Source organism: Rhizobium sp. BT04 (genome assembly GCF_030053135.1).
GTDB lineage: Bacteria > Pseudomonadota > Alphaproteobacteria > Rhizobiales > Rhizobiaceae > Rhizobium > Rhizobium binxianense.
Genome location: NZ_CP125652.1, coordinates 4,471,688 through 4,498,627 on the forward strand (window position 1 = coordinate 4,471,688; position 26,940 = coordinate 4,498,627).

Below are 26,940 nucleotides of genomic sequence, written 5' to 3' on the forward strand. Positions count from 1 at the left end.
AACGAAACCTTACCGTACCAGGTAAAATTCATTCACATCTGCTATCGGAATTTGCCCTAAACCGAACTCTACGCGCTTGTCGCGATGATTTCGGCGCTCTATGGTGCGCAAAATATTCATGGAATGCGGCCGAAGCAAGGATTTGGTCGTGAGGAGCTTTGCATGTTCAATGGGTCCATTCCCGCCCTCGTCACCCCTTTCACGGATGCCGGACTGATCGACGAAGACAGCTTCGCTGCTCATGTCGACTGGCAGATCAAGGAAGGCAGCGGCGGTCTCGTTCCGGTCGGCACGACAGGCGAATCGCCGACGCTGTCGCATGCCGAACACAAACGGGTCGTGGAGCTGTGCATCGAGGTTGCTGCAAAACGCGTTCCCGTCATGGCCGGCGCCGGCTCGAACAACACGCGTGAGGCGGTCGAACTTGCCCAGCACGCCGAAAAGGTTGGTGCGGACGCCGTTCTGGTCGTCACTCCCTATTACAACAAGCCGACGCAGAAGGGTTTGATCGCGCATTTTTCGGCGATTGCCGAGGCCGTCGATCTGCCGATCTATATCTACAATATCCCCGGCCGCTCGGTGGTCGACATGACGCCGGAAACAATGGGTGCGCTCGCCAAGGCGCACCGCAATATCGTCGGCGTCAAGGATGCGACGGGCAAGATCGAGCGCGTCTCCGAACAGCGCATCACCTGCGGCAAGGATTTCCGACAGTTGTCGGGCGAGGATGCGACGGCACTCGGCTTCAACGCTCATGGCGGTGTCGGCTGTATTTCGGTCACGGCCAATGTCGCCCCGCGCCTTTGTGCCGACTTCCAGGCGGCGACGCTGGCGGGCGACTACATCAGCGCGCTGGAATATCAGGATCGGCTGATGCCGCTGCACAAGGCGATCTTCCTCGAGCCCGGTCTTTGCGGCGCCAAATACGGGCTCTCCCGGCTTGGCCGCATGAGCCGCAACGTCCGCTCGCCGCTGCTTTCGACACTGGAGCCGGCAACGGAAACGGCGATCGACGCTGCCCTGCGTCATGCCGGCCTTCTGAACTGAAGAGACCGGCCGTCTTCACAAGACCGGGTCGTTCCCTTACATAAAGGGCAAGTCCCTACGCAGAGCACGCTCTACACAGAGCAGGCCCTACAAAGAGCAGGCCCTACAAAGAGCAGGAATGAGGGCGCGGCTTTTCGCGCTCTAAATGAATGGAATATCGTCATGGCCCCCAAAGGCAGCCAGCGCGTCGTGAACAAGGTCGTGGCCGAAAACCGCAAGGCCCGCTTCAACTACGAGATCATCGATACCTACGAGGCCGGCCTCGTGCTGATGGGCACGGAGGTCAAGTCGCTGCGCGAAGGCAAGGCCAATATCGCCGAATCCTACGCGTCGGATGAGGGTGGCGAGATCTGGCTGATCAATTCCTACCTGCCGGAATACCTGCAGGCCAACCGCTTCAATCACGAACCCCGCCGGCGCCGCAAGCTGCTGCTGTCGGGCCGCGAGATCCATCGCCTGCGCTCAGCCGTCAACCGCGAGGGCATGACGCTGATCCCGCTGAAGATCTATTTCAACGACCGCGGTCGGGCGAAGATGGAACTCGCGCTCGCCAAGGGTAAGAAATTGCACGACAAGCGCGAGTCCGAGAAGGAACGCGATTGGAACCGGCAGAAGAGCCGCCTGCTGAAGGATAACGGCTGACCACGCGGCATGCCCGATGATTGCCGTTTCGCACGGTAATCATATTGTTTCTCAGTTTCGGGATGAAGGCGGATCAGTCCTCGAAATCGCTGGCCGGGGCGACTTCTGCCGGGCGTGGAGCCCGCTCGGCGGGATCGCGACCGATTTCAGCCTTCAACGACAAGAGATCGATGAAATGATCGGCCTGGCGGCGCAGGTCATCGGCGATCATCGGCGGCTGGGTCGCCATGGTCGAGATCACAGAGACCTTGCGGCCTCTGCGCTGCAACGCTTCGACGAGGTTGGTGAAGTCGCCGTCGCCCGAGAAGATCACGAGATGATCGACAGTTTCGGATTGTTCCATGGCGTCGATCGCAAGTTCGATGTCCATGTTGCCCTTGATTTTTCGGCGACCCATGGAATCTGTGAATTCCTTGGCGGGCTTGGTGACGACTTTATAGCCATTGTAGTCGAGCCAATCGATCAGTGGCCGGATCGACGAATATTCCTGATCCTCGATCAGAGCCGTATAATAGTAAGCGCGCAGGAGATAGCCGCGTTTCTGAAATGCTTTCAAGAGCTTACGGTAATCTATGTCGAAGCCGAGGCTCTTGGACGCAGCGTAGAGGTTGGCGCCGTCAATGAAGAGTGCAATTTTTTCGCGTGGGTCAAACATCGCTTACCAATCCAATGAGAGCAATCGAAATCCGCAAGTGCCAAACGTCAATAAAAACAATAGGTTGTTTTGTCGTTTTCGATCCGGGCCTTACTTTAAGGATTATTCATATACGAAAGATTTAGGGCACGATTCGGCATATTCCAAGCAACCTTAGGTGGAATTATGACATTCTCCATGGAAATTTAGCTCAGCCGAGGACAAAGACGAGGGGAGCCGGAATGAAAAACTTGTATTTGCCCGGTTTTAATTGTATCGGGCGTGCTAATCCCGAAATGACGACCGTAAAGGACAGGCAATGGCCCGTGTCACAGTTGAAGATTGCATCGACAAGGTGGAGAACCGCTTCGAGCTGGTTCTGCTCGCCAGCCACCGCGCCCGGCTGATTTCCCAGGGCGCCTCGATCACCATCGATCGCGACAACGACAAGAACCCGGTCGTGGCGCTGCGCGAAATCGCCGATGAGACGCTTTCGCCCGATGACCTCAAGGAAGATCTGATCCATTCGCTGCAAAAGCATGTCGAAGTCGATGAGCCCGAGCCCGATCCGGCAAGCATGATCGCCGCCGGCGGTGTCGCCGCAGCCGACAGCGAAGAGCAGGACGACCTGCCGGAAACGATCACTTTCGACCAGATGTCGGAAGAAGAGCTGCTTGCCGGCATCGAAGGCCTGGTGCCGCCGGAAAAGAGCGACGACTACTAAGCGTAGAGACCGGATTCCCGTCGCATTGGTCGGATGCGGCACGGAAACAGTTTCATGCGATGCAAAAGAGCGATGATTACCAATCGTCAATCTTGCGCCTTTATTGCTTAGGCATATTATTGCCCACGTGTGCGCCAATCGTTGATTGGCGCGCTTTTATTTTTATCGGAGTGGCTTTGGAATGATGCGGCAGTACGAGCTCGTGGAGCGGGTTCAGCAATACAAGCCCGACGCCAATGAAGCACTGCTGAACAAAGCCTATGTCTACGCCATGCAGAAACATGGCCAGCAAAAGCGCGCGAGCGGCGATCCCTATATTTCCCATCCGCTCGAAGTCGCCGCCATCCTCACCGACATGCATCTCGATGAATCGACGATCGCGGTTGCTCTGCTGCACGACACGATCGAGGATACGACGGCGACGCGCGCCGAGATCGACGAACTGTTCGGCGAGGATATCGGCCGCTTGGTCGAGGGCCTGACGAAGATCAAGAAGCTCGACCTCGTCACTAAGAAGGCCAAGCAGGCGGAAAACCTGCGCAAGCTGCTGCTCGCCATATCCGACGATGTGCGCGTGCTGCTCGTCAAGCTTGCCGACCGCCTGCACAATATGCGCACCCTCGACCACATGTCGGCCGACAAGCGTGCCCGCATCTCCGAAGAGACGATGGAGATCTATGCGCCGCTAGCCGGCCGCATGGGCATGCAGGACATGCGCGAGGAGCTGGAGGAACTCTCCTTCCGCCATATGAACCCGGAAGCCTACGAGACCGTCACCAAAAGGCTGGAAGAGCTTTCCAAGCGCAACGAGGGTATTGTCAAGAAGATCGAGGCCGAACTGCGCGACCTGCTGGTGGCAAGCGGCCTGACGAGCGCCTATGTCAAGGGCCGGCAGAAGAAGCCCTATTCGGTCTTCCGCAAGATGCAGTCGAAGTCGCTTTCCTTCGAGCAGCTTTCCGATGTCTATGGCTTCCGTTTGATCGTCGAGGACATCCCGTCCTGTTACCGGGCGCTCGGCATCGTCCACACCCGCTGGCGCGTCGTGCCCGGCCGCTTCAAGGACTATATCTCGACGCCGAAGCAGAACGATTACCGGTCGCTGCACACGACTATCGTCGGTCCGTCCAGCCAGCGCATCGAACTGCAGATCCGCACCAAGCGCATGCATGAAATCGCCGAATTCGGCATCGCCGCCCACACGCTTTATAAGGACGGCGCCACCAATGCCGATGGCGACATCCTTTCTCGCGAATCCAATGCCTATTCCTGGCTGCGCCACACGATCGAGGCGCTCGCCGAGGGTGACAGCCCGGAAGAATTCCTCGAACACACCAAGCTTGAGCTCTTCCAGGACCAGGTCTTCTGCTTCACGCCGAAGGGCAAACTGATTGCCCTGCCGCGTGGCGCCACTCCGATCGATTTCGCCTATGCGGTGCACACCAATATCGGCGACACCACGGTGGGCGCCAAGATCAACGGTCGCATCATGCCGCTGGTGACGCGGCTTGCCAATGGCGACGAGGTCGAGATCATCCGCTCCGGCGTGCAGGTTCCGCCCGCTGCCTGGGAGGAGATCGTCGTCACCGGCAAGGCGCGTGCCGCCATCCGCCGCGCCACCCGCATGGCAATCCGCAAGCAATATGCCGGCCTCGGTCACCGCATTCTCGAGCGCACCTTCGACAGAGCCGGCAAGATTTTCTCTCGCGAGGCGATGAAGCCGGCGCTGCACCGCCTCGGTCAGAAGGATGTCGAGGATGCGATCGCCGCCGTCGGCCGCGGCGAGATGTCCTCGCTCGATGTGCTGCGCGCCGTCTATCCCGACCATCAGGATGAGCGCGTCACCGTCAAGCCCTCCGGCGATGACGGTTGGTTCAACGTCCGCAGCGCCGCCGGCATGATCTTCAAGATCCCCGGCAAGACCAAGCCCGGGCTCGACGGCGGCCATCCGGAGGTCGACACCGATGTTGATATCGGGCCGATCCGCGGCTTGTCCGGCAATGTCGACGTCAAGTTCGCGTCGACCGGCGCCGTGCCCGGCGATCGCATCGTCGGCATCATGGACCAGGGCAAGGGCATCACCATATATCCGATCCAGTCGCCGAGCCTGCAGCGGTTCGACGATCAGCCCGACCGCTGGATCGACGTTCGCTGGGATCTCGACGAAGCCAACAAGTCGCGTTTCATGGCGCGCATCATGGTGAATGGGTTGAATGAGCCCGGCACGCTTGCCAAGGTCGCCCAGACGGTTGCAGGCCTCGACGTCAATATCCGGTTGTTGAACACGGTGCGCGTCGCGGCCGATTTCACCGAAATGATGCTCGAGGTCGAGGTCTGGGACCTGCGTCAGCTCAATCAACTGCTCGCCCAGATGAAGGATCTGGATTGCATCGCCACGGTGCGGCGGCTCTACGAGTAGGATTTTGTTAAGCCTGTCGCCGGCTGGATCGGAAAATTGCACATTTTGTGATCGTTTCGTGGTCGGAGTGGCGCATTGGATAGGCAAGCAATGCGAATGACGCATGGCTGTCTCCATGTTGCAGCGGTGGTAATTAACCTCTGCCGCGACTATCTTCGGGTCATCGAAAACAAACAGAAGATGAGACAAGGTAATGTTTGACCCTATCAGGAAAATCGCTCGCGCCCTTCGCGCTCCGACTGCCCAGGAACGTGAAATGGCATATTTGAACGGCTCGTTCGATCGTATCGATCTCGAGTTTCGTCAGCGCCAGGTCGATCGCGGTCTGTTCCGCAATCGCTGATACTGAACTTCTATATTTGAGATGGGTGAGGGACGTTATGCATAACGGACGCCCCTCGGCATGAAGAAGCTCCCCGCTGCTTTGGGGACTGAACTGTTTTTTCGGCGGTACCATTTGCCGCTCTTGTCATGGTCATGTGCGCTGCACTAAATACCGGCCATGTTGTTTCGCCGTCGCAAGCCCGCGGGATTCAAGGAAAAGATGCGAGAGCTTCTATGGCCCCGCAAAGGTTTCCTTCGCCCGCTCCGTTACCTCTCCATGCGCATCCTGCGCCTGAGCGCTTCGCCGCATGCGGTCGCGGCCGGCGTCGCTGCGGGTGTCTTCGTCTCGTGGACGCCTTTCATCGGCGTGCATTTCGTCATGGCGTTTGTGATCACCTATTTCCTCTCCGGCAGTATGGTGGCCGCCGCCCTCGGCTGCGCGGCCTTCGGCAATCCGCTGACCTATCCCTTCATCTGGGGCATCACCTGGGAGATCGGGCATCTGCTGTTGAGTCGTGAGGATCATCTGGCCGGTCAGACGGTGGATCTCGCAGCCCTCTTTCACAAGCTGAACTTCACCGAGCTGTGGAAGCCGGTGCTGGAACCGATGCTGGTCGGCGCCATTCCGCCGGCGATCGTCACCTCCGTTGCGCTCTATGCGCTGACATTCTACACCGTGAAGGGTTTTCAGACGCGCCGCCACACACGGCTGCTGGAGCGGGCGCGCCTGCGTCTGGCCAGCCCGGTCGGCGACATGCCGAGTGTATGAGCCCGATCAAGAATTCTTAAGCGACGGAAGGTTCCGGCATGATCATCGGCATTGGCAGCGATCTGATCGACATTCGCCGCGTCGAGAAATCCATCGAGCGCTTCGGCGACCGCTTCACCCATCGCTGCTTCACCGAGATCGAGCGCGCGCGGTCCGACCGCCGCGCAAATCGTGGTGCATCCTACGCCAAACGTTTTGCCGCCAAGGAGGCCTGTTCCAAGGCGCTCGGCACCGGTATCGCCCAGGGCGTCTTCTGGAAGGACATGGGCGTCGTCAACCTGCCGAGCGGCAAGCCGACCATGGTTCTATCAGGTGCTGCCGCCCTGATCCTCGAATCGATGCTGCCGGCGGGCCACAGGCCCGCCATTCATTTGACAATAACGGATGATTATCCCTTGGCGCAGGCCTTCGTGATTATCGAGGCGTTGCCCGAGAGCGTATGACCGCACGTCGGAAGCGTTGGATCGTGACCTCGGGAGCGTTGATCGCGACCTCGGGAGCGTTGATCGCGACCCCGGAAGCGTTGATCGCGACCCCGGAAGCGTTTGACGCGACCTCTCGTCGCTTTTGATGCTGTCGCCATTGCCGCAACCGGCCGAAGCCGATAGAACAGGATGATTTCGGGCCGACCCGGCCTAAAATCTGAATCCTGTTCTAGATTAAGATTTAGAGCATGATGTCGTCCGAAAACCGCTCACACTTTTCGGCATCATGCTCTAGAGAGAACGACAGAAAGAATTGCGCCGCCGCGGCGTCTTGAAGGAATAAGACTGCGTGTCCGAAAAAGTCGAAGCCAAGCCGAACGCCCTCTGGGAAAATATCAAAGTCATCATTCAGGCGCTGATTTTGGCGATGGTGATCCGAACGGTGTTGTTCCAGCCCTTTACCATTCCGTCCGGTTCGATGATGCCGACGCTTCTCGTCGGCGACTATATCTTCGTCAATAAGTTCGCTTACGGCTATTCGAAATATTCGCTGCCTTTCTCGCCCGACATCTTCAGCGGCCGCCTGTTCGGCGCCGATCCGAAGCGTGGCGACATCGTCGTCTTCCGCTTCCCGCCAAATCCTGAGGTCGATTACATCAAGCGCTGCATCGGCCTGCCGGGCGACCATATCCAGGTGACCGACGGCGTGCTCTACGTCAACGGCAAGCCGGTTCCAAAGGTAGCGGATGGTACGTTTACGTCGGATTACAAGCTCGATCCAGGTGCCGATGTGCCGGTCTTCCGCGAAACGCTCGACAACGGCAAGACCTATGACACGCTCGATCAGTCTCCTGTGTCGCGCGGCGATAACACCCGTGAATTCATCGTGCCGGAAGGCCATTATTTCATGATGGGCGACAACCGCGACAACTCGCTCGACAGCCGCTTCGACGTCGGTTTCGTACCGGCCGAAAATCTTGTCGGCCGCGCCAGCGTGATCTTCTTCTCGCTCGGCAACGACACCTCTTTCCGGGAAATTTGGAAGTGGCCGACGAACATGCGCTGGGACCGCCTCTTCAAGGTTGTTGAATGAGTAAGGCGCAGACGCTTTCTGCGGCGGACCGCGCAAAGCTTGAAGGCCTGATCGGTCACGACTTCGCCGAAAAGGAACGCCTCGACCGGGCGCTGACCCATGCCAGCGCCCGCACGGAAAAGGGCGGCAATTACGAACGGCTGGAATTCCTCGGCGACAGGGTCCTCGGGCTCTGCATCGCCGAGCTCTTGTTTCGTACCTTTGGCACGGCGGGGGAAGGCGAGCTCTCGGTCCGTCTCAACCAGCTCGTCAGTGCTGAAACCTGCGCAGCGGTCGCCGACGAGCTCAATCTTCACCTCTATATTCGCACCGGCGCCGATGTGAAGAAGTTGACCGGCAAGCGCATGATGAACGTGCGTGCCGACGTCGTCGAAAGCCTGATCGCCGCAATCTACCTCGACGGCGGCCTCGAGGTCGCCCGCCGCTTCATTCTGCGCTATTGGCAGGGCAGGGCGGTCAGGGCCGATGGCGCCAAGCGCGATGCCAAAACCGAGCTGCAGGAATGGTCGCACGCGAAATTCGGCGTCACCCCGATCTATCGGGTTGATGAACGCAGCGGACCGGATCATGATCCTCGCTTCAAGGTGACGGTGGAAGTTGCTGGCATTAAGCCCGAAACCGGCGTAGAGCGGTCAAAGCGTGCCGCTGAACAGGTTGCGGCGACGAAGATGCTTGAGCGCGAAGGCATTTGGCAGCAATCGCCTGCCGGAAACTGACGGGACAATGACACAAGAAGAAGATATCGCGGCCGGAGCTGCCGCAGAAACCAGTGGTCCGACGCATTCGGGCTTCGTCGCGCTGATCGGGCCGACCAATGCCGGCAAGTCGACGTTGGTCAACCGCCTCGTCGGTGCCAAAGTGTCGATCGTCAGCCATAAGGTGCAGACGACGCGCGCGATCGTCCGCGGCATTGCCATCCACGACAACGCCCAGATCGTCTTCATGGATACGCCCGGTATCTTCAAGCCGCGCCGCCGGCTCGACCGCGCCATGGTGACCTCGGCCTGGGGCGGTGCCAAGGATGCCGATCTGATCGTGCTGCTGATCGACAGCGAGCGCGGCCTGCGTGGCGATGCTGAAGCCATCCTCGAAGGTCTGAAGGAAGTCCGCCAGCCGAAGATCCTGCTGCTGAATAAGATCGACCGCGTCAACCGCGAGGATCTGCTGGCGTTGGCCGCTGCCGCCAACGAGAAGATCGCTTTCGAGCGCACCTTCATGATCTCGGCCGAAAACGGCTCCGGCTGCGACGATGTCATGGACTATCTGGCGAAGACCCTCCCGGAGGGGCCGTGGTACTATCCGGAAGACCAGATCTCCGATCTGCCGATGCGCCAGCTTGCTGCCGAGATCACCCGCGAGAAGCTGTTTCTGCGCCTGCACCAGGAGCTTCCCTATGCCTCGCATGTCGAAACGGAGAAGTGGGAAGAGCGCAAGGACGGCTCTGTGCGCATCGAGCAGGTGATCTATCTCGAGCGCGACAGCCAGAAGAAGATTGCGCTCGGCAAGGGCGGTGAAACTATCAAGGCGATCTCGACTGCGTCGCGCAAGGAATTGTCGGAAATCCTGGAACAGCCGGTCCATCTCTTCCTGTTCGTCAAGGTTCGCGAGAATTGGGGCGATGATCCCGAGCGCTTCCGCGAAATGGGCCTCGATTTCCCGAAATAACCAAGGCAAGGATTCCGTCTGGCAGGCGCCAGCCCTTTGTTTCCGCATAAAAAAAGCGCCTCGCTCATGGAACAATTCCATGCCTGGAGCATTCCTCGATGAACGGCGCGCCAACGTTGGCGCGCCGGTTTTGCGACGGCAAGGGCAAATATGGTGACGTCGAGATCGATCAATTCTTTCAAGACCCCTTGCCAGCAATGTCCTTTGCGGCCGCTGCCGCATTTCAGGGAGTTCAGCCGCGACGAGCTGGAGTTCGTCGCCAGCTTCAAGAGGGGTGAGCTAGCTGTCGATGCCGGTTCCACCATCCTCGTCGAGGGTGCCCATAGCGCGCACCTCTTCACGGTGCTGTCCGGTTGGGGCTTTCGCTACAAGATGCTGGAGGATGGGCGCCGCCAGATTCTGAATTATATCATGCCGGGCGATCTGATCGGCCTGCAGGGGACGATCGCCGGTGAGATGCAGCATTCGGTCGAAGCGCTGTCACCGGTTTCCCTTTGCGTCTTCGAGCGCGCCAGGCTGATGACGCTCTATAACAAACACGCCTCGCTCGCCTTCGACATCACCTGGATCGCGGCGCGCGAGGAACGCATTCTGGATGAGCATCTGCTCTCCATCGGCCGCCGCACGGCGCTGGAAAGAGCAGCCTACCTGATCGCTTTCCTGTTTGAGCGTGGCCGGAAGCTTAACCTCTTCAACGGCCGTACATTCATCCCCATCACCCAGCAGCACATTGCCGATACCCTTGGCCTCTCCATCGTTCACACCAATAAGACCTTGAAAAAGCTAGGTGAACGTGGGCTGATCCGCTGGCAGGAGCGCGGCTGTGAGGTGTTGAACGGCGAGGAATTGATGGCCATTTCCGGCTGGGAAGGGCTTGGAGAGGGCAAACGTCCCTTCATCTGATGCTTATCGCCCGGAAGTGTGCCGCGTCATGCAGTAGCCAAACCCCTTGCTTATGTCTTTTTTAAATGCGCATTAGCATCAGGAAAAATAAGGTTGGCCATCATCGTTCCTCCGATTTGATTCTTATCGACCGGGCAGAAAAATGTTTTATTCAAAAGTGGTGGCGGAATTCACCGATAGCGTGCCATGCGGGGCACCGGAGGGCAATGATGTTGGGGAAACGGCCGGGGCGCTGCGACAGGCGCCCGACGGGGGGCATGGAATCATGAGCGCAATCCGTGTTCTGGTTCTTGAAGACAGTCTGATCATCGCGATGGAGGCGGAGGATATGCTGCGCCTTACCGGGGTCGAGGGCATCGATATCGTCGGCAGTGTGGAACAGGCAAGGGCTGCCATCGCTGCGGAGACATATGATTTCGCCCTTCTCGACGTTAATCTCGGCGAGGGCATGAGCTTCGGATTTGCCCGTCATCTTCTCGATATCGGCATCCCCTTCGGCTTCGTCAGCGGCTATTCCGATACAGGCGATTTCCCGCCCGACCTGCAGCACATACCGCTTCTGGTGAAGCCGTTCGACGAAACAGCGATGCGCGACTTCCTGCAGAGGCTTTTCCCGGCTGTAGCCTGACACGGTCCATGACAGAATCCAGGCCTTGCCGACAGCGACGCGCGTCTTTCAGACGTGCAAAGGACGCTGTCACGCGTTGAATTATGCAGTAGGATGGATTCGTCAGCCGTGAGGACTTCTTTCGATGCAGTGGCAGGACCATGCGATCATCCTGGGCGTCAAGCGCCACGGCGAGACGAGTGTCATCGCCGAGGTGATGACGCGGGATCGCGGCCGCCATCTCGGCCTGGTGCGTTCCGGTCGCTCGCGCGCCATGCAGCCGGTGCTGCAGGCCGGCAATGCCGTCGAGGTCCTCTGGCGCGCCAGGTTAGACGAGCATCTCGGTGAATTCCGCGTCGAGCCGGTGACGTTGCGCGCCGCCCGCCTGATGGAAACGGCGACCGCTGTCTACGGTGTCCAGGCGATGGGCGCGCTGCTGCGGCTGCTGCCGGAGCGTGATCCGCATCCGCACCTCTTCGATGCGCTCGAAGTGATCCTCGATCACCTGCACAACCCGGCCGATGCCGGCGAACTCTTCGTGCGTTTCGAACTTGCGGTGCTGAATGATCTCGGCTTCGGCCTCGATCTTGCCGAATGCGCCGCGACCGGCGCCCGTTCCGATCTCGTCTATGTCTCGCCGAAATCCGGCCGCGCCGTTAGCCGCAGCGCCGGCGCCCCCTGGGCGGACAAGATGCTGCTCCTGCCACCCTTCCTCAGTATCGAAGGCAATCATGCGGCGGACTTCGATAGTCTCGCAGCGGCATTCCGGCTGACGGGATTCTTTCTGCATCGCCACGTCTATGAACCGCGCGGCATCGAGGCGGCGGCGGCCCGTGACGGTTTCGTTCAGGCGGCGCTCAAGGCGCTCAATCCAGCCTTGCGGACGCTTTCCGGTCCGAATGGTATTTCCGCCTGACTTCCTTTCTTTCGGGCATTTTTTACCGGTGCAAAACATCCTCCGGATTTGGCGGTTTACCCGCATGGGAGCCCTTCCTATGTCTTGGAGACGCCAACCGGGGAGGATCTCATGCTGACCAAGACCGCATCACCGACGACGATCACGCTCTGGAACGGCCGCGAAATTCCGCGTCTCGGCATGGGATGCTGGGCGATCGGCGGTCCCTTCTTTGCCGGCGACACGCCGCTCGGCTGGGGGGAAGTCGACGACGATGAATCCGTCGAAGCGATCGACCGTGCCATCGAACTCGGCATCCGCTTCTTCGATACGGCCTCAAACTACGGTGCCGGCCACTCGGAGGATGTGCTCGGCCGGGCACTCGGCAATCGCGACGACGTTATTGTCGCCACCAAGTTCGGCTTCGCGACCGATCCGCAAACCAAGCAGGCCACCGGTGCCTTCGCCGATGAGGCCTTTATCCGCCGTTCGGTCGAGACCTCGCTGCACCGCCTCAAGCGCGACCGCCTCGATCTCCTACAGTTCCACATCAATGACTTTCCGCTGGAACAATCGGATGCCGTCTTCGATACGCTTGAGGCGCTGCGCAGCGAAGGCAAGATCGATGCATTCGGCTGGAGCACCGATTTTCCTGATCGCGCTGCCCGTCATGCAGGCCGCCGGGGCTACGTCTCGATCCAGCACACGATGAACGTGTTCGAGCCGGTGCCGGAGATGATTGCGGTGATCGAAGGGAAGGGACTGATCTCCATCAATCGCGGCCCGCTGGCCATGGGGCTCTTGACCGGCAAGTTCACCGCCGACAAGGCGGTGGGCGCCAAGGATGTGCGCGGTGCGGCCCTCGACTGGATGGTCTATTTCAAGGACGGGCGCATGGCCCCGGAATTCGCCGCGAGGCTCGATGCCGTCCGCGATCTCCTGACATCGGGCGGCCGCACGCTGACGCAGGGGGCGCTTGCCTGGCTCTGGGCGAGGTCGCCGCGCACCCTGCCCATTCCGGGCTTCCGCACCGTCGCCCAGGTGGAAGAAAATGCCGGCGCGCTGGAAAAAGGACCGCTGCCGGCCGACGTCATGGCCGGGATCGATTCAGCGCTCGGGCATGCGTGAGACCTACCCCCGTGCGCGAACCTTCATCGCCCAGCCCTCCGACCGCGCCTCGATGATCTTCACCTTGTCGCCGGTCGTGATCCTGCCGCTGCCGCGCGGCGTGACGTTCCAGCCGAAGAGTGGGCCGGGCACGCGGCGGTCGGCCGACATGCGGATGCGGCCCATGGCCGGCATCGGGTTGGCCACCTCGCGTGAGCCGGTCAACTGGTCCTGTGTCGTCATAATGCAGCGCGAGCAGGGCTTGACGAGATCGAAGCGGATGCCGGCGATTTCGATCGCCGCCCAGCGATCCTCCGGCCAAGCCTCGTCGATATCGATGACGATGTTCGGTCGAAAGCGTTCCATGCCGACGCTGCCTTCGCCATGGGCGGCGAGATCGGCATTCAAAGCTCTCAGCGAGCCGGTCGTCGTCACCAGGATCTGGTAGCCGTCGGTAAAGGTGACCGGCGTGCCTTCACCGGCCCATTCGGCATTCGCCGTCCGCCGCGCCTGGCCATCGAAGAAGACCAGCCGGACCTCGCGGCCAAGCCATTCGGAAAGCTGGCGGTTGCTGTCGGGATCGGCGACGGCGGCGCTGACAGTCGATTTCCACACGGTCACATCCATGCGGGTGTCAGGCCGAGGCGGCGGTACCGATATTTCCTGTTTTCCCTCCATCAGCAGCCGGAAAGCGCCGGGTTCCGGCCGCAGCGCGATGCGCGCGAGGTCCGGCAATTCGCGTTGGGTGATGAAATGACCCTTGGGGTCGGTGATCATTGCCCGCCGGTCGCCGGACAGTCCGTGGGCATCGATCTCGGCGGCGGGCAGCGCAATGCCGCGGGCGCTCTTGAGTGGGTAGATGAAGAGGTCGCTGATACGCATGCCGTTCTCCTGGAATCGCGTAAAAATAAAAACTTAGAGCGGTTCTCCGCGATTCGCTGAAAAGCTGACCCGCTCTAGATTTCATCCATGAATGCCGAGAGGAAATCGCGCAGGCTTTTGTCACGCGCGGCCGCCAGCCTGCGGCCGGTCTCGGTCTGGAACCCTTCCGCCAGCTTGAACAGCTTCGTCCGGAAATGGTCAATGGCGTAACGCTTGTCGTCGAGCGGGCGATGCTCCGCCGCTGGGTCGAACGGATCGTAAAGCCCCGATCCCAGTCGTCCGGCGATATAGAAACAGCGGGCGGCGCCGACCATGCCGATCGCGTCCAGCCGGTCGGCATCCTGCAGGATCTTTGCCTCCAGCGTCTGCGGCGCTACCCCGGCTGAGAAACTATGCGCGGTGATCGCATGCGCGGCAGCCTCGATATCCGCCTCTCCCCAGCCGAGCTCTGCCAGGATCGCCGATGCCTTTTCCGCCGCCAGAGCCGATGCTTTTGCCCGCAGCGGCGAATTCTTCTCGACGGCGACGCAGTCGTGCAGCAGCACGGAGGCGGCAAGAACCCGCCCGTCACCGCCTTCCTCGGCATGGATGCGCATGGCGTTGCGGAAGACGCGCAGGATATGGGCGAGATCGTGCGAGCCGTCGTCGCCGTCGGCCGCATGCGCAATCAGCGCCGCCGCCAGCGTTTCGTGAGGGGAGAAGGCTTCAGCCTCGAACATCGCGCCACCTGTTATGAGGAAGGTTAAAAGCATAGGCTGCAAGCCGATGCCGGCCAAAGCATGCAACAGAGAGGCCTCGGCAATCGCAGCCGATTGTCTAGCGGCTTGCCGTGCGAGTCGCAATCGAGCGAATCTCAGCGCCTGGTTTTAGGAAGACGTGTCACGCCGCCGTTCTTCGGCGGCAGGGCGAGAAGGTGGGGCACGTCACGCACCGGTCTCGGCGGACTGATATGGTAGCCCTGGATTTCGTCGCATTCCTCGCATTCGAGCAGCGCCAGTTGCTCGGCCGTCTCGACGCCCTCGACGGTGACGCGCATGCCGAGCGCATCCCCGAGCAGGATGATTGCGTGCATGATCGCATGCGCCTCCTTGTTGTCGGCGATGTCGTTGACGAAGGATTTGTCGATCTTTATTTTGTCGAAGGGAAAGCTCGAGAGATAGCTCAGCGACGAATAGCCGGTGCCGAAATCGTCCATCGAAATGCGGATGCCGCGCTCCTTCAGCGCATGCAGGATCGGCAGCACCTCGTCGAGATTCTCCATCAGCACGCTCTCGGTGATTTCGAGTTCGAACCGCGACGGCGACAGTGCGGCGGCGGCAAGCGCTTCGCCGACGTCCTTTGTCAGGTCGCTGCCGCTGAATTGGATTGCAGAAACGTTGACCGCGACCTTGATGCCCTCCGGCCATTGCGCCGCATCGCTGCAGGCTCGGCGCAAAACCCATCGGCCGATATCGACGATGAGGCCGACCTCTTCGGCGAGTGGAATGAAATCCATCGGCGGGACGCGGCCGCGGATCGGGTGGTTCCAGCGGATCAGGGCTTCGAAGCCGCAGATGCGCCGCTGCCGGAGGTCATAGAGCGGCTGGTAGTGCAGCTCGAATTCCTCGTTCTCGACGGCTGCTCTGAGGTCTGCCTCGAGCGCGTGGCGCAGCTGCATCTGCACTTCCATCTCACCGGCGAAGAAACGCTCGCGTTTGCGCCCGTCCGCCTTGGCATGCGATAGCGCCACGCCGGCATTCTTCAGCAGGATATCGGTTTCCTCGCCATCATCAGGGGCGATTGCGATCCCCATGGAAACGCTGAGCTCCACTTGTTTCTCGCTGTGGAAAAACGGCTCGGAAAGCGCGCGGCGGATTTGCTCGGCAAGGGCAGTCACGTTCCACGGCTGCTGTCCGCCGGTCTGCAGGATGGCGAATTCATCCGAGCCGAGGCGCGCCAGGGCGTTCTCCGAACCGACCGAGGCTCGGATGCGCTCGGCGACCTGCTGCAGAATCTTGTCGCCGGCCGACACGCCCATCGTGTTGTTGATCGATTTGAACCGGTCGAGATTGAGGTGAACAAGCGCGATCTGCTCATCCGGCTTGCGCTCGATGAGCGTCGCATCGACCTGCTCGCGGAAATGGATGCGGTTCGGAAGGCCGGTCAGCGGATCGTGGTGAGCGAGATAGGTGATACGCTCGGCCGCCTTTCGATCCTCGGTAATATCGGCGTGAATGGCGATGCTGCTGCCGTCGGCAAGGATGGTCACCATGCTCTGGATGGTGCGGCCGTCGTCCATCAGCCATTCGCGCCGACGGATACCGCTGCTTTTGACGGTTACAGCGGAATGTCGCCTCGTTCGCCGGCCGTGCTTGGCGCTGGTGCCCTCCATCCCGCGCATTTTGCCGATGAGATCGGTGATCGTCACGCCCACGACGACATCGTCCTGCGTCAGGCCGAAGAGTTGACCGAAGCGAATGTTGGAAAGCGTCAGCCGCTGGTCGGCGTCGAAGACGCTGAGACCGAGCGGCAGGTTGTTGAGGATGATTTCGAAGAGCCTTTGCTGTCCGTCGAATGCCTGACTGAGGGCTGATATATTGCCTCTCAGCGCATGGTTTTCCCTCAACAGCGTTTCCGCGCTTCTCTCGATTTCGTCATAGTCATTTTCATGGACGCGATAGGTCGCGATCACAAGCTCCATCAGACGCTGCGCGTCGACCGTTCCATCGGCCGTGACGGCCTGGCTGCATTGCTGCCAGAAGAGCGCTTCAGCTTTCATGTGGATGCTTCTTGCGGGACGGCTGCGACGACAATGGGCGTCTTCTTTTGATGGACGTACCTCATTGCCTCGGAGATCCTTCCTAAAATGAACACCAAATTGATTTTTTATAAGCTGAACGTCTGGGTAGTGTCTTGCAACGCCCATTCTGGCTGGGTCGGATTAATATTCGGTTGCAGTGCAGCAGCGACGGCACGTCGTTAGACATTTGTTTTATATGTGAAAAATCGCTGAAATACCCCGAGCTCCCCTCGTTTGGCGCGGGAGGAAGCTTGGCCCCGCGGCATTTCGTTAACTGTTGTCAATCATCGTTAATCAGAAGTTAACAACTTATTGACGCACTGCGCAAATCAGTTTAACCAGCGAGTCAACAATGATTTTCCACCTTCGTATTGCGTACAAACACCACCGGCAAAAGGCGGTGAATGGAGGTTTGTATGACCAGCACCACATCCGTTTCAGACACGTCATACGCATATCTGGCGACGCTCTCGCGGCTTGATGCCAATGGCGACGGCGTACTCAGCCGCGGCGAACGTGCCGCCGATAAGAAGCCCGGCATCATCAAGGAACTCCTCGAAGAAGATAAGGCCGGCGAGACGCAGCCGAAGTTTTCCGGCAGCCTGATAGCGCTGATGATGGACACGCGTGACGGCGGCACGGCAAGCAGCATCGCCGTTTCCTATCCCTTGCAACAGACCGCGCCGGCGACCGGCGACCAGCCCGAGGATCTCTATCGCAAGACCTACGGCCAGTTCGATTTCGACGCCGTCGCCTGAACGGCCTGCCGATTCGGGTGATCTGCAAGCCGGCCGTTAGGCCGGCTTTTCTCGTGGCATATTTCTTCATCAGGAACACCTTCCGGGTTGATACGTTCAGAAGGACAACCGGACGGAAGGAGATCTCCATGAAAGCCATGCGCACCATCGCCGCCCTTAGCCTGCTTGCAGTTGCATTGCCGGCGGGCGCTCAGGACAAGCAGACGGCGATCGCCAATTTCGTCGACAAAGACGGCAAGGAAGACGGCCGCGCGCAGTTGACGGCTGCCGCCAGTGGCGGCGTGCTGATCGAAGTCGAGATATCCGGACTGCCGGCGAACAAATGGGTGGCCTTCCATGTTCACGAGACCGGCCGTTGCGACGCCGCGACCCATCACGAGTCGGCGGGCGGTCACTTCAACCCCGGCAAGGCCGAGCACGGCATTCTTGCTGCCAAGGGGCCGCATGCCGGCGATATGCCCAATCAATATGTCGGACAGGACGGCGTGCTGCGGGCGCAGATCTTCGACAGCATGGTCACGCTCGACGGCAAGACCGACGGCATTCGCGGCCGCGCATTGATGGTGCACGCCAATTCGGATGATTATCGCAGCCAGCCCTCAGGCGATGCCGGGGAAAGATTGTCCTGCGGCGTCATTCAATAGCCGACTGCAGCATCGACATGCAAAGGCACGGCGGCCGTCGTGTCTCATTGCCGCGTCGGCGCCGGCTTTTCGGCCGCCGCCCTGCCGTTGGACTTCCTTGTCGGGGTTGCGTCGGAAGCATCCGATAGCGTGGCCGGACTGTCCTTCTCGTCGAAGGCGAGTTTCACGCGCTTCACCATGTCACGGCTGAGCGACCACCAGTCGCCGGTCTTTGCCCAATAGCGCAGCGTCACGAAGATCGCGCTGTCACCGAGGCTGTCGATGAAGACGCTGGGTGCCGGTGACGTCAGCACCCGCGCATCGCCTTTGGCAAGGCCCATCAACTTCTCCATCGCCTGATCGAGGTCATCCTCGTAGGCGACCTTGATCTTCACCTCGTTCTGCCGGGTGGCCTCGCGGCTGAAATTGGTGATCGGCGTGTTCCAGAGCGTCGAATTCGGCGCCAATCGATAAAGCCCGTCGGCAGTCCTGAGTTCGGTTGCAAACAATCCGATTTCACGCACCGTGCCCGCCACGCTGCTGGTCTCGATATATTCGCCGACGCGGAACGGCCTGAGGATCAACAGCATGATGCCGGCGGCAATATTCTGCAGCGTTCCCTGCAGCGCCAGCCCGATCGCCAGGCCTGCTGCGCCGAGGGCGGCGATGATTGAGGCGGTCTGGACGCCAAACTGGCCAAGCACGGTGATGAACACCAGGATGAGCAGCGCGTAACGCAGCACATTGGTGAAGAATCGCGCCAGCGTTTCGTCGATGCCATGGACGCGCGACAGGCCTTCATAGGCCCAGCGGCTGGCAAAACCGGCAAGCGTCCAGCCGAGAACGAGCAGGATCACCGCCCCGAGGACGGAGAAGGAATATTGCACCGCCAGTGCGCTCGCCTGGCTGAGCGCTGTTTGCGTGGCGAGAAGAACATCGGCTGCCTGTTGTTGCATGATCTGGCCCTGTCGATTCTGCGTGGTCGGGGGCTAGATGGAGCGGCTGGCGGCAGCGTCAACCGCAGGCGGCGTCCCTGATATCAAGCACGAAGGGCGCGTTGCCGTCGGCATCGGCACCGCGTCCGATTGCCCGCACCGCCGCGACCAGCCGGCCGCCGCGGTTAAGCAGCGTGTCGCCGATCTCGATCAGCCGGGCATTCGGAGTCGCGAAAGGCGAGGCGATCCGCAACCGACGGGCAAGCCGTTCCTCGCTCTGATCCGGCGCGAGCGAGAGTGCTGCGATCAGGGCTGCCGCCGGCGACCGCGACACGCCCATCCAGCAATGGATGAGCAGCGGCGTCTCCTGCCGCCACGAGGCGGCAAAGTCGATAAGCCAGCGGACATGCGTCTCGTCGGGGGCCACGAGACCGCCGGTGCCCTTGAAAGTGATATCGTTCATGCAAAGCGTCAGATGACGGTCGGCCGCGATCACGCCCGGCCGATGAAAGGCCTGTTCCTTGGCGATCAGGCTGATCATGTCACGCGCCTTATGGCGCACGGCCATCTCCGCGATGCGCGACAGCGGCGAGACGACGATGAAGCTCATGACACCATCGTCCGCTCTGCCTCGATCGCCGCGAAGCGTTCGCAGAACAACCGCTGCGCTTCGATCGCCGGCAGCGGCTCGATCATCAGCATCTCCCTGCTGATGCCACGCGGCTGGCCGAAGAATTTCTGTGCCTCGGCGGGTGTGAAGCCGGCCAGCACGGTCGCCTCGAAATAGGCAGCGATCGTGTCGGCTTTCTTGATCCGGTCCTTGAGGTCGCGCGAGGGATGCGGCGGCAGGCCGAAGCGCAGGTGTACGGCGGCCTCCAGCCGCATTTCCACCGTTTTGTAGCCGCCGCCGACCACCGATTTGAACGGCGAGATCATATCGCCGATCACATATTCCGGCGCATCATGCAGCAGGGCCATCAGACACTCCTGCGGGCGCGCCTCGTTGAAGCGGCGAAAAATATCCTCGACGACGAGACTATGCTGGGCCACCGAAAAAGCATGATCGCCTGACGTCTGGCCGTTCCAGCGGGCGACACGCGCCAGCCCATGGGCGATGTCGATCAGTTCGACATCGAGCGGCGAGGGATCGAGCAGGTCGAGCCTGCGCCCGGACAGCATGCGTTGCCAGGCACGCGGAGCTTTCGCCACTGTCACGCGCTGGCCTCGTCGGCACTGGTGGGAAAGGCAAGGCCGGACCATGCCGGCAGAACGAGGGAAACGGGTATTTCGCCGGCGAGCAGCGGCGTGCCTGCCGCCATCGCGGCGCCGGCGCGGTCGATGCGCACGATGGCAAGTCCATGGTCGCCTTCGACCGAGCCGAGCGTTCCCACCGGCTTGCCGGCGGCGGTGATCTCGGTTCCCGTGCCTGGCAAGGCTGCAATGGCGGAGACGGTCACGACGCGCCGGCGCGCGGTGCCGCGGTGCTGCATGCGCGAGACGACCTCCTGGCCGACATAGCAGCCCTTCCTGAAGGAGAGGCCGCCGTTGAAATCCATGAGCACGTCATGCGGGAAGGCGTCCTGCAGGGCGAAGTCCGATCCCGATGTGACGATGCCGTGGCTGACACGCAGCGCGTCGTAGAGCGCTTGCGCGCCGTCGCCATGTTTGCCGGGCCGGCGGATCAGCGTGACGCCCGCCTTGGCGAAGCGGCTGTCGCGGACGCCTTGGCTGCCATCGGCATCCTCGCCCCAGGAAACGGTGACGCCCTCTTCGGGGCTTGGCGCAAGTGTGACGGCGGCGCGCAGCTTATACATGGTCAGCCGCTTCAGCAGGCCATCGCGTTGATCGGCATCCGTTTCGATCACGAAGCCTTCGCCGTCCTGCCAGATCATGAAGTCGAACAGGATCTTGCCCTGCGGCGTCAACAATGCCCCGGGCCGCGCTTCGTCGGGTTCAAGCGCGGTGATATCGGTGGTGATCAGGTTCTGCAGGAAGGATTGAGCTTCCGCGCCGCTGACAAGGAGCAATGAGCGGTCTTTCAGGAATACGGCTGGCATGGCGGAACCTGTCGCGTTGGTCATCGCTCAGAGGTATGTCTTTGCAGGATGGATCGCAAGCGCCATGCGAGAGGTAAAGGGCGCAGGCAGGACGGCGTCAATCGCCGGCGGTGAAGAATTTCCATTTCCCGTCGGGCTTGATGCCGAGACGATAGAAATTATACCCGCCGAATTCCTGCATGTCGGAAAGATCGCCTGCTGTGACGATGCGCAGCAGTTCGACGCGCTCCGGCGGCGTCAGCGACTTCAAGTCTTTCTCGGCAAAATAAGGCCAGACATACATTTCTTCAGGCGTGCCCTGGCCGACATGCACGAAGCCGGTCGAGATGATGTCGAGCATGATGGCGAGGATCTCGTCTCCATCGGGATCACCCGAAAGATCCTTCAGCGTGCCGATCGGATCGTCGGTCGGCTCGCCCACGGTCACCTGCGTCTGCTCCGTGCCGGTGCCCATCAGCGGTCGCAGCCGTTCGAGATCGCCGGAGGCGGCCGCCTCGACGATCTGCTCGCGCATCTTGCGAACCGGCTCGGGCGCCTTGCTGATGTCGTAGATCACCTCCACCGGCTTGGAAGCATCCTGAGCACCCGGCGTCTTGTCGACACCCTGATTGTTCTGGCTGTTGACCAGCGGATCGGCCATGGGAACGCCGGAAGCGGTCCCACCCTGCGGCTGGCTCTGTCCCTGAGCGCTTCCCTGCGCGGCCGGGGCGTCATTGGCCGCCTGGCCGGGGATCTTGTGCAGTTCGGAAAGCGCGTAGGCTGCCGGCGCGAGGCAAATATTGCCGGCGGCGAGGCTGAACGCAAGCAGCACCGGCGCGAGCGGAATTCGCGAAACTTTCTCTTTACCGGTGCGCATCAAACTCTCTGATAACAATTATTGCAGGGTGCGGTTGGCGGAAAATTCGCCGGCAAGCATGCGTTCGCGCAGCGAATCCAGCAAGGCTTCGGCGCTGTTTTCCCCGTGCAATCTGATGGTCTCTCTCAGTGCATGCGCAATGGCTGCATCAGCGATGATTTCAGGCTCGATTCCGTCGGCCATGCCGTCGGCCCAAGCCTCGTTCTGGTACTCCAGAGCCGCCTGCATCTTTTCGTGGACGATCATGTCGTCGATCTCGTTGAGGCTTGCTTCCATTGTTTTTTCCTCAGAACTTCTCATGTCTTACTGCACCGTTAACAACACTAACAGCCTTTTCCCAAAACGACACGTCCGCATGCGAAAACAGGTTAATTAAACGTCAATTTCCAAAACGCGAGGTAATTTCTGTGGCGAGTGTTGCACCTTCGTTACGGTAGCGCCCTTCTGCCACGATGGCCGCCGGGGTGCAATCGGTATAGACCGAGGCGAAGGCGCGATAGCCGCGATTGAAGGCCGCCGTGAGCTTTTCCCGACGCTGCGGCTCGCCCCCGGTCTCCGAATCGAGCAACTGCTGCATGCCGCTTCGCCACTCGTCGCCGCCTGCCGCCTTGCAGAGCGTTCTGAGATAATGCACCGAACCCAACACCTCCGCGAGCCGCGCCAGCTTGTCGTCATAGGGCACGGTCGCGGCTGGTGGCGGCGCAATCTCCTGCGTCTGCGGAGGCGGCGTATTCTTGCCCTGCGCCATAGTGGGGCCGGCCAAGACGAGGGCCAGCACGGGCAGAGACAGGAAAACGCGTCGCACGGGAATCATGCTTCACAGTTGATACGCTGAGCATGACGGCAACAAGGCGCGCCTGAAAGTTTCCACTTCTATTCGCCGCCCGAAATCCGCTCCGCGCATTCGAGCACGCTCTGCGGCACGGGCAATCGCCGGATTTCCTCCACCGTGTACCAGCCGAGAGCGGCGGCATCGTCGGCGGCTTCGGCCACGGCGTCCTCATCCGCATCGACGCGAAAGACCGACAGCAGGAAATGGCTGTTGATGCTGCCGTCGGCGGCATGCGTCTTCAGGTCATAGGTCGAAAACAGCCGCGGATTACGGGCGAAAATGCCGGTTTCCTCGCGGAATTCCCGCAATGCCGTTTCCTCCGGCGTTTCACCCGGTTCGGCGCGTCCGCCGGGAAAGGCATACATGTCGGCGGAAGGCGAGTTGCGCCGCAATACCAGAAGGAAGCGTCCGTCGCGTTCGAGAATGGCGGACGAGGCGGCTTTGGCGGTGGAGGTCATCGGGTCTGCTCTTGCTGTGGTCGCCCATCTTATCGGATGAAGAGTGCGACCGGGATTCGAAAGGTGCTTCCGTGACCTACATCATCTTTGCCTTTGCCGCTCTCCTCGAGATATCTGGCTGCTTTGCCTTCTGGGCATGGCTGAAGCTCGAAAAGCCCGTCTGGTGGCTGGCGCCGGGCATGGTCTCGCTCGCACTTTTTGCCTGGCTTCTGACGCTTGTGCCGAGCGGGGCCGCCGGCCGCACTTTCGCGGCCTATGGCGGCATTTACATCCTTGCCTCGCTGCTCTGGCTGTGGTTGGTCGAAGCCCGCGTGCCTGATCGTTACGATATCGGCGGCGCGCTGATCTGCCTTGCTGGCGCCAGCCTCATCCTCTTCGCGCCGAGAGGTTGAGGCGCCTTGACCAGACTCGGGACGGGTGCAAAGACAGGCCGATGTGTGGACGTTTCGCTCTGACAATCTCCAGCGCCGACCTGCGCGACTTCTTCTCCGGTCTCGATCTCGACGACTTTCCGGCGCGCTACAATATCGCGCCGACGCAACCGATCCTCGTCGTCATCGCGGGCGAGGGCAGGGACCAGGGCAGCAATTTGGCCGATCGCCGCGCCGTGCTCGTGCGCTGGGGCCTGACGCCGGGCTGGGTCAAGGATCCGAGGGACTTCCCGTTGCTGATCAATGCGCGCTCTGAGACCGCGATCGGCAAGGCCTCCTTTCGGGCCGCCATGCGTCATCGCCGCGTGCTTATCCCGGCCTCCGGCTTTTATGAATGGCACCGCCCGTCCAAGGAAAGCGGCGAACGGCCGCAGGCCTATTGGATCAGGCCGCGTCGGGGCGGGGTCGTCGCCTTTGCCGGGCTGATGGAGACATGGTCCTCGGCTGACGGCTCCGAGGTCGATACCGGTGCGATCCTGACGACGTCAGCCAATTCGGGCATTTCAGCGATCCATGATCGCATGCCTGTCGTCATCAAACCCGAAGATTTTTCGCGCTGGCTCGATTGCAAGAGGCAGGAACCGCGCGAGGTGGCAGAGCTGATGCGGCCCGTTCAGGACGACTTCTTCGAGGCCGTCCCGGTCTCCGACAAGGTCAACAAGGTCGCCAATATGGGTCCCGACCTGCAGGAGCCGGTCGTCATCGAAAAGCCGCTGAAGGCGCCCGAGAAACAAAGACCTGACGACGGCCAGCTCAGCTTTTTCTGAACCCTATCCACGTCGGCGACCTATCGGCGCCGACGTCTCGCATCAGCGGCGGCGATGCGTCGCTTCATCCATCAGATTTTTTTCGGGTTGTGCTTATGTCGCCAGAGCGTCGTCGGGAGATTTCCGGCGATCGCCTCGTCATGCATTTCGTCAGCGGTGCCTAACGCATGTAACCCGAAAGCACGCATGACCCCAATTTGAAGCCTTCCGCCTCAAGCGGATTTCTTGACGCTGGTCGGCTTGTGCTTCGCCATCAGCGATGCTGCGGCAACAGCCTTCAGGCCGAGGGGGCGATAGTTGGCGGCGAGGTCTGGCTTGGCCGCCTGCTGTTCGCCGATACTGCTTTTCTTCGAAGTCACGATACTCTCCTTACGTGGTTCTTCCCTGGGTATTTTATCGTTTGATGTTTCGTCACGAATAGCGACAAAACGGGGGCGTAGCTTATCAGGAATTGTAAACGCCCACCATAATTCGCGAGGCTTAACTGGAGCCTACGTTGGTTAATACTTACTGAAGGGAGCGGTTCCGATAAAAACGCGAAAGCGGTTTTCTGGGGAAAGGCACGCAACGGTTTTCCCCGGGACAAAGCGCATGCTTTTCCCGGTGATCCGTTAGAACGACGGGGAGAGAAGCATTTCCGTCATTCGAGAAATCCGGAAATGCTCGGAGGTCAGATGTGCCGGCCGATGTCGTCGTCGCCGACGCCGGGTTCCTCGATCGTCAGCGTCCCGTATTTCCGCTGCCATTTCCGCGCGCCGAAGGGAAGCGATGCGAGGTAGGCGGCAACGGTAAAGACCATCACTTCCCAGGTGTAGCTCATCAGCAGCGCCACATAGAGCACGACGCCGAGCATCATCGGCAGCACGAGATCGCGCCGCAGGCGGTTGCCTTCCGATTTGCCCGACCAGACCGGCAGCCGGCTGATCAGCAGGAAGGCGATGAGCACGGTGTAGATCGACGAGAGATAGGCAAAGGTGCGGTCCGTCGTCAGTCCGAGGAAGCCGAGATAGACCGGCAACAGCACCAGCATGGCGCCGGCCGGCGCCGGCACGCCGACGAAATATTCCGATTGCCAGCTCGCCTTGTTCTCGCGTTCGGCCATGACGTTGAAGCGGGCAAGGCGAAGCCCCGCGGCGATCGCATAGATCAGGGCGGCGATCCAGCCGAGCGAACGGGCCTGGTCGAGTGCGAAGACATAAACGACGAGGGCGGGTGCGACGCCGAAATTGACGATGTCGGCAAGCGAATCCATCTGCGCCCCGAACTTCGAGGTCGCCTTCATCAGCCGCGCCACGCGCCCGTCGATGCCGTCGAGGAAGGCGGCGAGCAGCACCATCGAGACGGCGAGTTCGTAACGGTTCTCGAAAGCCAGCCGGATGCCGGTCAGCCCGGCGCAGATCGCCAGAATGGTGATGAGGTTCGGGAAGACGAGGCGCAGCGGGATTTCGCGCAGCCGGGGGCCGCGGGCGGAATCATCAGGTCCATTGGGCTCGAAGGGCGGAAAGGGCGTTTCCATATCGACGTTCCTAGCTGCGGCGGCTGATGACGGGACCCTTGGCGGAGGCGAATTCGGCGATCACGGTTTCTCCCGCAACTGCCGTCTGGCCGAGCGAGACGCGGGGTGCCGCACCGGCCGGCAGGAACACGTCGAGCCGCGAGCCGAAACGGATCAGCCCGAAGCGCTCGCCGGCATCCACCGGCTCGTTGGGGTTCGCCCAGCAGAGGATGCGGCGCGCCACGAGGCCGGCGATCTGCACGACGCCGATCTGGCCGTGGCGGGTTTCGATGACAAGCCCGTTGCGCTCATTGTCCTCGCTCGCCTTGTCGAGCTCGGCATTGACGAAGCTGCCGGAGCGGTAGTTGATGCTGACGATCCGCCCGCGCATCGGCGCCCGGTTCACGTGGCAATTGAAGACGTTCATGAAAACGGAAATGCGCAGCATCGGCTCGGAGCCGAGGTTGAGCTCGGCCGGCGGGGTCACCATTTGGATCGCCGAGACCTTGCCGTCGGCGGGAGAGATCACCAGATCGTCGTCCTGCGGGGTCACGCGTTCGGGATCGCGGAAGAAATAGGCGCACCACAGCGTGAAGATCATGCCGATCCAGAAGAGCGGCTTGAAGATCCAGCCGAGGACCAGCGATGCGACGAAGAAGGCGGCAACGAAGGGATAACCCTCCTTATGCACGGGGACGATCGTGTTGCGAACCGTGTTGAACAGGCTCATGCTGCCGGTCTCCTTGCGTTGTCGTTTTTTGCTGGTTAGCGAAAAACCGTCTCCGGGGCAATGCTGTGGCCCCGGCACTGGTTCCT

The 26,940-nt window shown here is 60.9% G+C and carries 33 protein-coding genes; 18 read left to right on the forward strand and 15 right to left on the reverse strand.

The features are described from left to right. Positions 1–162 precede the first annotated feature (162 nt). Entirely contained in the window at positions 163–1,047 is an 885-nt protein-coding gene (gene dapA / locus QMO82_RS30240) for a 4-hydroxy-tetrahydrodipicolinate synthase (RefSeq protein ID WP_097617477.1), read from the forward strand. Positions 1,048–1,209: 162 nt separating this feature from the next. Beyond that, complete coding sequence (smpB, locus tag QMO82_RS30245) at positions 1,210–1,689, forward strand: SsrA-binding protein SmpB (RefSeq protein ID WP_012557117.1); 480 nt, start codon at positions 1,210–1,212, stop codon at positions 1,687–1,689. Positions 1,690–1,762: 73 nt separating this feature from the next. On the opposite strand, the gene QMO82_RS30250 is transcribed toward smpB, so the two are convergent. After that, complete coding sequence (locus tag QMO82_RS30250) at positions 1,763–2,344, reverse strand: NYN domain-containing protein (RefSeq protein WP_003578261.1); 582 nt, start codon at positions 2,342–2,344, stop codon at positions 1,763–1,765. 298 nt (positions 2,345–2,642) lie between these two features. Between QMO82_RS30250 and rpoZ the strand changes: the two genes are divergently transcribed. The 12 genes from rpoZ (at position 2,643) to QMO82_RS30310 (ending at position 13,272) form a co-directional block, all read left to right on the forward strand. Beyond that, entirely contained in the window at positions 2,643–3,047 is a 405-nt protein-coding gene (rpoZ, locus tag QMO82_RS30255) for a DNA-directed RNA polymerase subunit omega (protein WP_003574261.1), read from the forward strand. A gap of 181 nt (positions 3,048–3,228) precedes the next feature. Then, positions 3,229–5,463, forward strand: a complete 2,235-nt coding sequence (locus QMO82_RS30260; RefSeq protein ID WP_183606328.1) for a bifunctional (p)ppGpp synthetase/guanosine-3',5'-bis(diphosphate) 3'-pyrophosphohydrolase — start codon at positions 3,229–3,231, stop codon at positions 5,461–5,463. Positions 5,464–5,656: 193 nt separating this feature from the next. Beyond that, on the forward strand, positions 5,657–5,806 hold the full coding sequence (locus QMO82_RS30265) for a DUF3563 family protein (RefSeq protein WP_003578264.1): 150 nt from the start codon (positions 5,657–5,659) through the stop codon (positions 5,804–5,806). A gap of 159 nt (positions 5,807–5,965) precedes the next feature. Next, positions 5,966–6,556, forward strand: a complete 591-nt coding sequence (locus QMO82_RS30270; RefSeq protein WP_183606329.1) for a DUF2062 domain-containing protein — start codon at positions 5,966–5,968, stop codon at positions 6,554–6,556. 38 nt (positions 6,557–6,594) lie between these two features. Continuing rightward, positions 6,595–6,999 (forward strand): holo-ACP synthase, encoded by a 405-nt coding sequence (acpS, locus tag QMO82_RS30275; RefSeq protein ID WP_183606330.1) that lies wholly within the window; start codon positions 6,595–6,597, stop codon positions 6,997–6,999. A 331-nt stretch (positions 7,000–7,330) separates the two neighbouring features. Next, positions 7,331–8,074, forward strand: coding sequence for a signal peptidase I (gene lepB, locus QMO82_RS30280; RefSeq protein WP_183606331.1), 744 nt, complete (start codon positions 7,331–7,333; stop codon positions 8,072–8,074). Further along, positions 8,071–8,790 (forward strand): ribonuclease III, encoded by a 720-nt coding sequence (rnc, locus tag QMO82_RS30285; protein WP_011651202.1) that lies wholly within the window; start codon positions 8,071–8,073, stop codon positions 8,788–8,790. The genes lepB and rnc overlap by 4 nt, the downstream gene beginning before the upstream one ends. 7 nt (positions 8,791–8,797) lie before the next feature. Beyond that, the gene (era, locus tag QMO82_RS30290) at positions 8,798–9,739 is read left to right on the forward strand and encodes a GTPase Era (protein ID WP_183606332.1); all 942 of its coding nucleotides are present in this window, start codon (positions 8,798–8,800) and stop codon (positions 9,737–9,739) included. Positions 9,740–9,889: 150 nt separating this feature from the next. Beyond that, the gene (locus QMO82_RS30295; protein WP_183606333.1) at positions 9,890–10,642 is read left to right on the forward strand and encodes a Crp/Fnr family transcriptional regulator; all 753 of its coding nucleotides are present in this window, start codon (positions 9,890–9,892) and stop codon (positions 10,640–10,642) included. A 142-nt stretch (positions 10,643–10,784) separates the two neighbouring features. After that, entirely contained in the window at positions 10,785–11,270 is a 486-nt protein-coding gene (locus tag QMO82_RS30300; protein WP_183606334.1) for a hypothetical protein, read from the forward strand. Between the two features lie 124 nt (positions 11,271–11,394). Then, a complete protein-coding gene (gene recO / locus QMO82_RS30305; protein WP_183606335.1) occupies positions 11,395–12,165 on the forward strand; it encodes a DNA repair protein RecO in 771 nt (256 codons plus the stop codon). Positions 12,166–12,276: 111 nt separating this feature from the next. Then, positions 12,277–13,272: an aldo/keto reductase gene (locus QMO82_RS30310; RefSeq protein WP_183606336.1), complete on the forward strand. Its 996-nt coding sequence runs from the start codon at positions 12,277–12,279 to the stop codon at positions 13,270–13,272. Positions 13,273–13,275: 3 nt separating this feature from the next. Here the strand turns inward: QMO82_RS30310 and QMO82_RS30315 are convergent, their stop codons facing one another. The 3 genes from QMO82_RS30315 to QMO82_RS30325 all read right to left on the reverse strand — a co-directional run bounded on the left by QMO82_RS30315 (position 13,276) and on the right by QMO82_RS30325 (position 16,891). Then, positions 13,276–14,133, reverse strand: coding sequence for an MOSC domain-containing protein (locus tag QMO82_RS30315; RefSeq protein WP_183606337.1), 858 nt, complete (start codon positions 14,131–14,133; stop codon positions 13,276–13,278). A gap of 74 nt (positions 14,134–14,207) precedes the next feature. Further along, positions 14,208–14,852, reverse strand: coding sequence for an HD domain-containing protein (locus QMO82_RS30320; RefSeq protein ID WP_183606338.1), 645 nt, complete (start codon positions 14,850–14,852; stop codon positions 14,208–14,210). 134 nt (positions 14,853–14,986) lie between these two features. Continuing rightward, the gene (locus QMO82_RS30325; RefSeq protein ID WP_183606339.1) at positions 14,987–16,891 is read right to left on the reverse strand and encodes a bifunctional diguanylate cyclase/phosphodiesterase; all 1,905 of its coding nucleotides are present in this window, start codon (positions 16,889–16,891) and stop codon (positions 14,987–14,989) included. A 425-nt stretch (positions 16,892–17,316) separates the two neighbouring features. Between QMO82_RS30325 and QMO82_RS30330 the strand changes: the two genes are divergently transcribed. Continuing rightward, positions 17,317–17,670: a hypothetical protein gene (locus tag QMO82_RS30330; protein ID WP_183606340.1), complete on the forward strand. Its 354-nt coding sequence runs from the start codon at positions 17,317–17,319 to the stop codon at positions 17,668–17,670. Between the two features lie 128 nt (positions 17,671–17,798). Further along, positions 17,799–18,314 (forward strand): superoxide dismutase family protein, encoded by a 516-nt coding sequence (locus QMO82_RS30335; RefSeq protein WP_183606341.1) that lies wholly within the window; start codon positions 17,799–17,801, stop codon positions 18,312–18,314. 44 nt (positions 18,315–18,358) lie between these two features. Here QMO82_RS30335 and QMO82_RS30340 read toward each other — a convergent pair whose 3' ends face one another. From QMO82_RS30340 to QMO82_RS30375, 8 genes are all read right to left on the reverse strand, one after another. Continuing rightward, positions 18,359–19,249 carry a mechanosensitive ion channel family protein gene (locus QMO82_RS30340; protein ID WP_183606342.1) on the reverse strand — a complete coding sequence of 297 codons (891 nt, stop codon included), beginning with the start codon at positions 19,247–19,249 and terminating at the stop codon, positions 18,359–18,361. Between the two features lie 58 nt (positions 19,250–19,307). Beyond that, positions 19,308–19,838 carry a tyrosine phosphatase family protein gene (locus QMO82_RS30345; protein WP_183606343.1) on the reverse strand — a complete coding sequence of 177 codons (531 nt, stop codon included), beginning with the start codon at positions 19,836–19,838 and terminating at the stop codon, positions 19,308–19,310. Next, the gene (locus QMO82_RS30350; protein ID WP_183606344.1) at positions 19,835–20,443 is read right to left on the reverse strand and encodes an HD family hydrolase; all 609 of its coding nucleotides are present in this window, start codon (positions 20,441–20,443) and stop codon (positions 19,835–19,837) included. Before QMO82_RS30350 ends, QMO82_RS30345 begins: the two co-directional genes overlap by 4 nt. Next, entirely contained in the window at positions 20,440–21,285 is an 846-nt protein-coding gene (locus tag QMO82_RS30355) for a folate-binding protein YgfZ (RefSeq protein ID WP_183606345.1), read from the reverse strand. Before QMO82_RS30355 ends, QMO82_RS30350 begins: the two co-directional genes overlap by 4 nt. A 97-nt stretch (positions 21,286–21,382) precedes the next feature. Continuing rightward, the gene (locus QMO82_RS30360; protein ID WP_183606346.1) at positions 21,383–22,141 is read right to left on the reverse strand and encodes a hypothetical protein; all 759 of its coding nucleotides are present in this window, start codon (positions 22,139–22,141) and stop codon (positions 21,383–21,385) included. Positions 22,142–22,159: 18 nt separating this feature from the next. Beyond that, positions 22,160–22,417, reverse strand: a complete 258-nt coding sequence (locus QMO82_RS30365; RefSeq protein ID WP_183606347.1) for a hypothetical protein — start codon at positions 22,415–22,417, stop codon at positions 22,160–22,162. A gap of 103 nt (positions 22,418–22,520) precedes the next feature. Next, positions 22,521–22,955, reverse strand: coding sequence for a TIGR02301 family protein (locus tag QMO82_RS30370; protein WP_183606348.1), 435 nt, complete (start codon positions 22,953–22,955; stop codon positions 22,521–22,523). Between the two features lie 59 nt (positions 22,956–23,014). Continuing rightward, positions 23,015–23,431, reverse strand: coding sequence for an NUDIX hydrolase (locus QMO82_RS30375; RefSeq protein WP_183606349.1), 417 nt, complete (start codon positions 23,429–23,431; stop codon positions 23,015–23,017). 71 nt (positions 23,432–23,502) lie between these two features. Here QMO82_RS30375 and QMO82_RS30380 point away from each other — a divergent pair, with 71 nt between their 5' ends. Both QMO82_RS30380 and QMO82_RS30385 read left to right on the forward strand, forming a co-directional pair. Beyond that, positions 23,503–23,823: a YnfA family protein gene (locus QMO82_RS30380; protein WP_183606350.1), complete on the forward strand. Its 321-nt coding sequence runs from the start codon at positions 23,503–23,505 to the stop codon at positions 23,821–23,823. Positions 23,824–23,864: 41 nt separating this feature from the next. Then, positions 23,865–24,629, forward strand: a complete 765-nt coding sequence (locus QMO82_RS30385) for an SOS response-associated peptidase (RefSeq protein ID WP_183606351.1) — start codon at positions 23,865–23,867, stop codon at positions 24,627–24,629. 212 nt (positions 24,630–24,841) lie between these two features. Here QMO82_RS30385 and QMO82_RS30390 read toward each other — a convergent pair whose 3' ends face one another. From QMO82_RS30390 to QMO82_RS30400, 3 genes are all read right to left on the reverse strand, one after another. Next, positions 24,842–24,988 (reverse strand): hypothetical protein, encoded by a 147-nt coding sequence (locus QMO82_RS30390; RefSeq protein WP_183606352.1) that lies wholly within the window; start codon positions 24,986–24,988, stop codon positions 24,842–24,844. 311 nt (positions 24,989–25,299) lie between these two features. After that, entirely contained in the window at positions 25,300–26,145 is an 846-nt protein-coding gene (pssA, locus tag QMO82_RS30395; protein ID WP_183606353.1) for a CDP-diacylglycerol--serine O-phosphatidyltransferase, read from the reverse strand. 10 nt (positions 26,146–26,155) lie between these two features. Then, on the reverse strand, positions 26,156–26,932 hold the full coding sequence (locus QMO82_RS30400; protein WP_272783363.1) for a phosphatidylserine decarboxylase: 777 nt from the start codon (positions 26,930–26,932) through the stop codon (positions 26,156–26,158). Positions 26,933–26,940 lie beyond the last annotated feature (8 nt).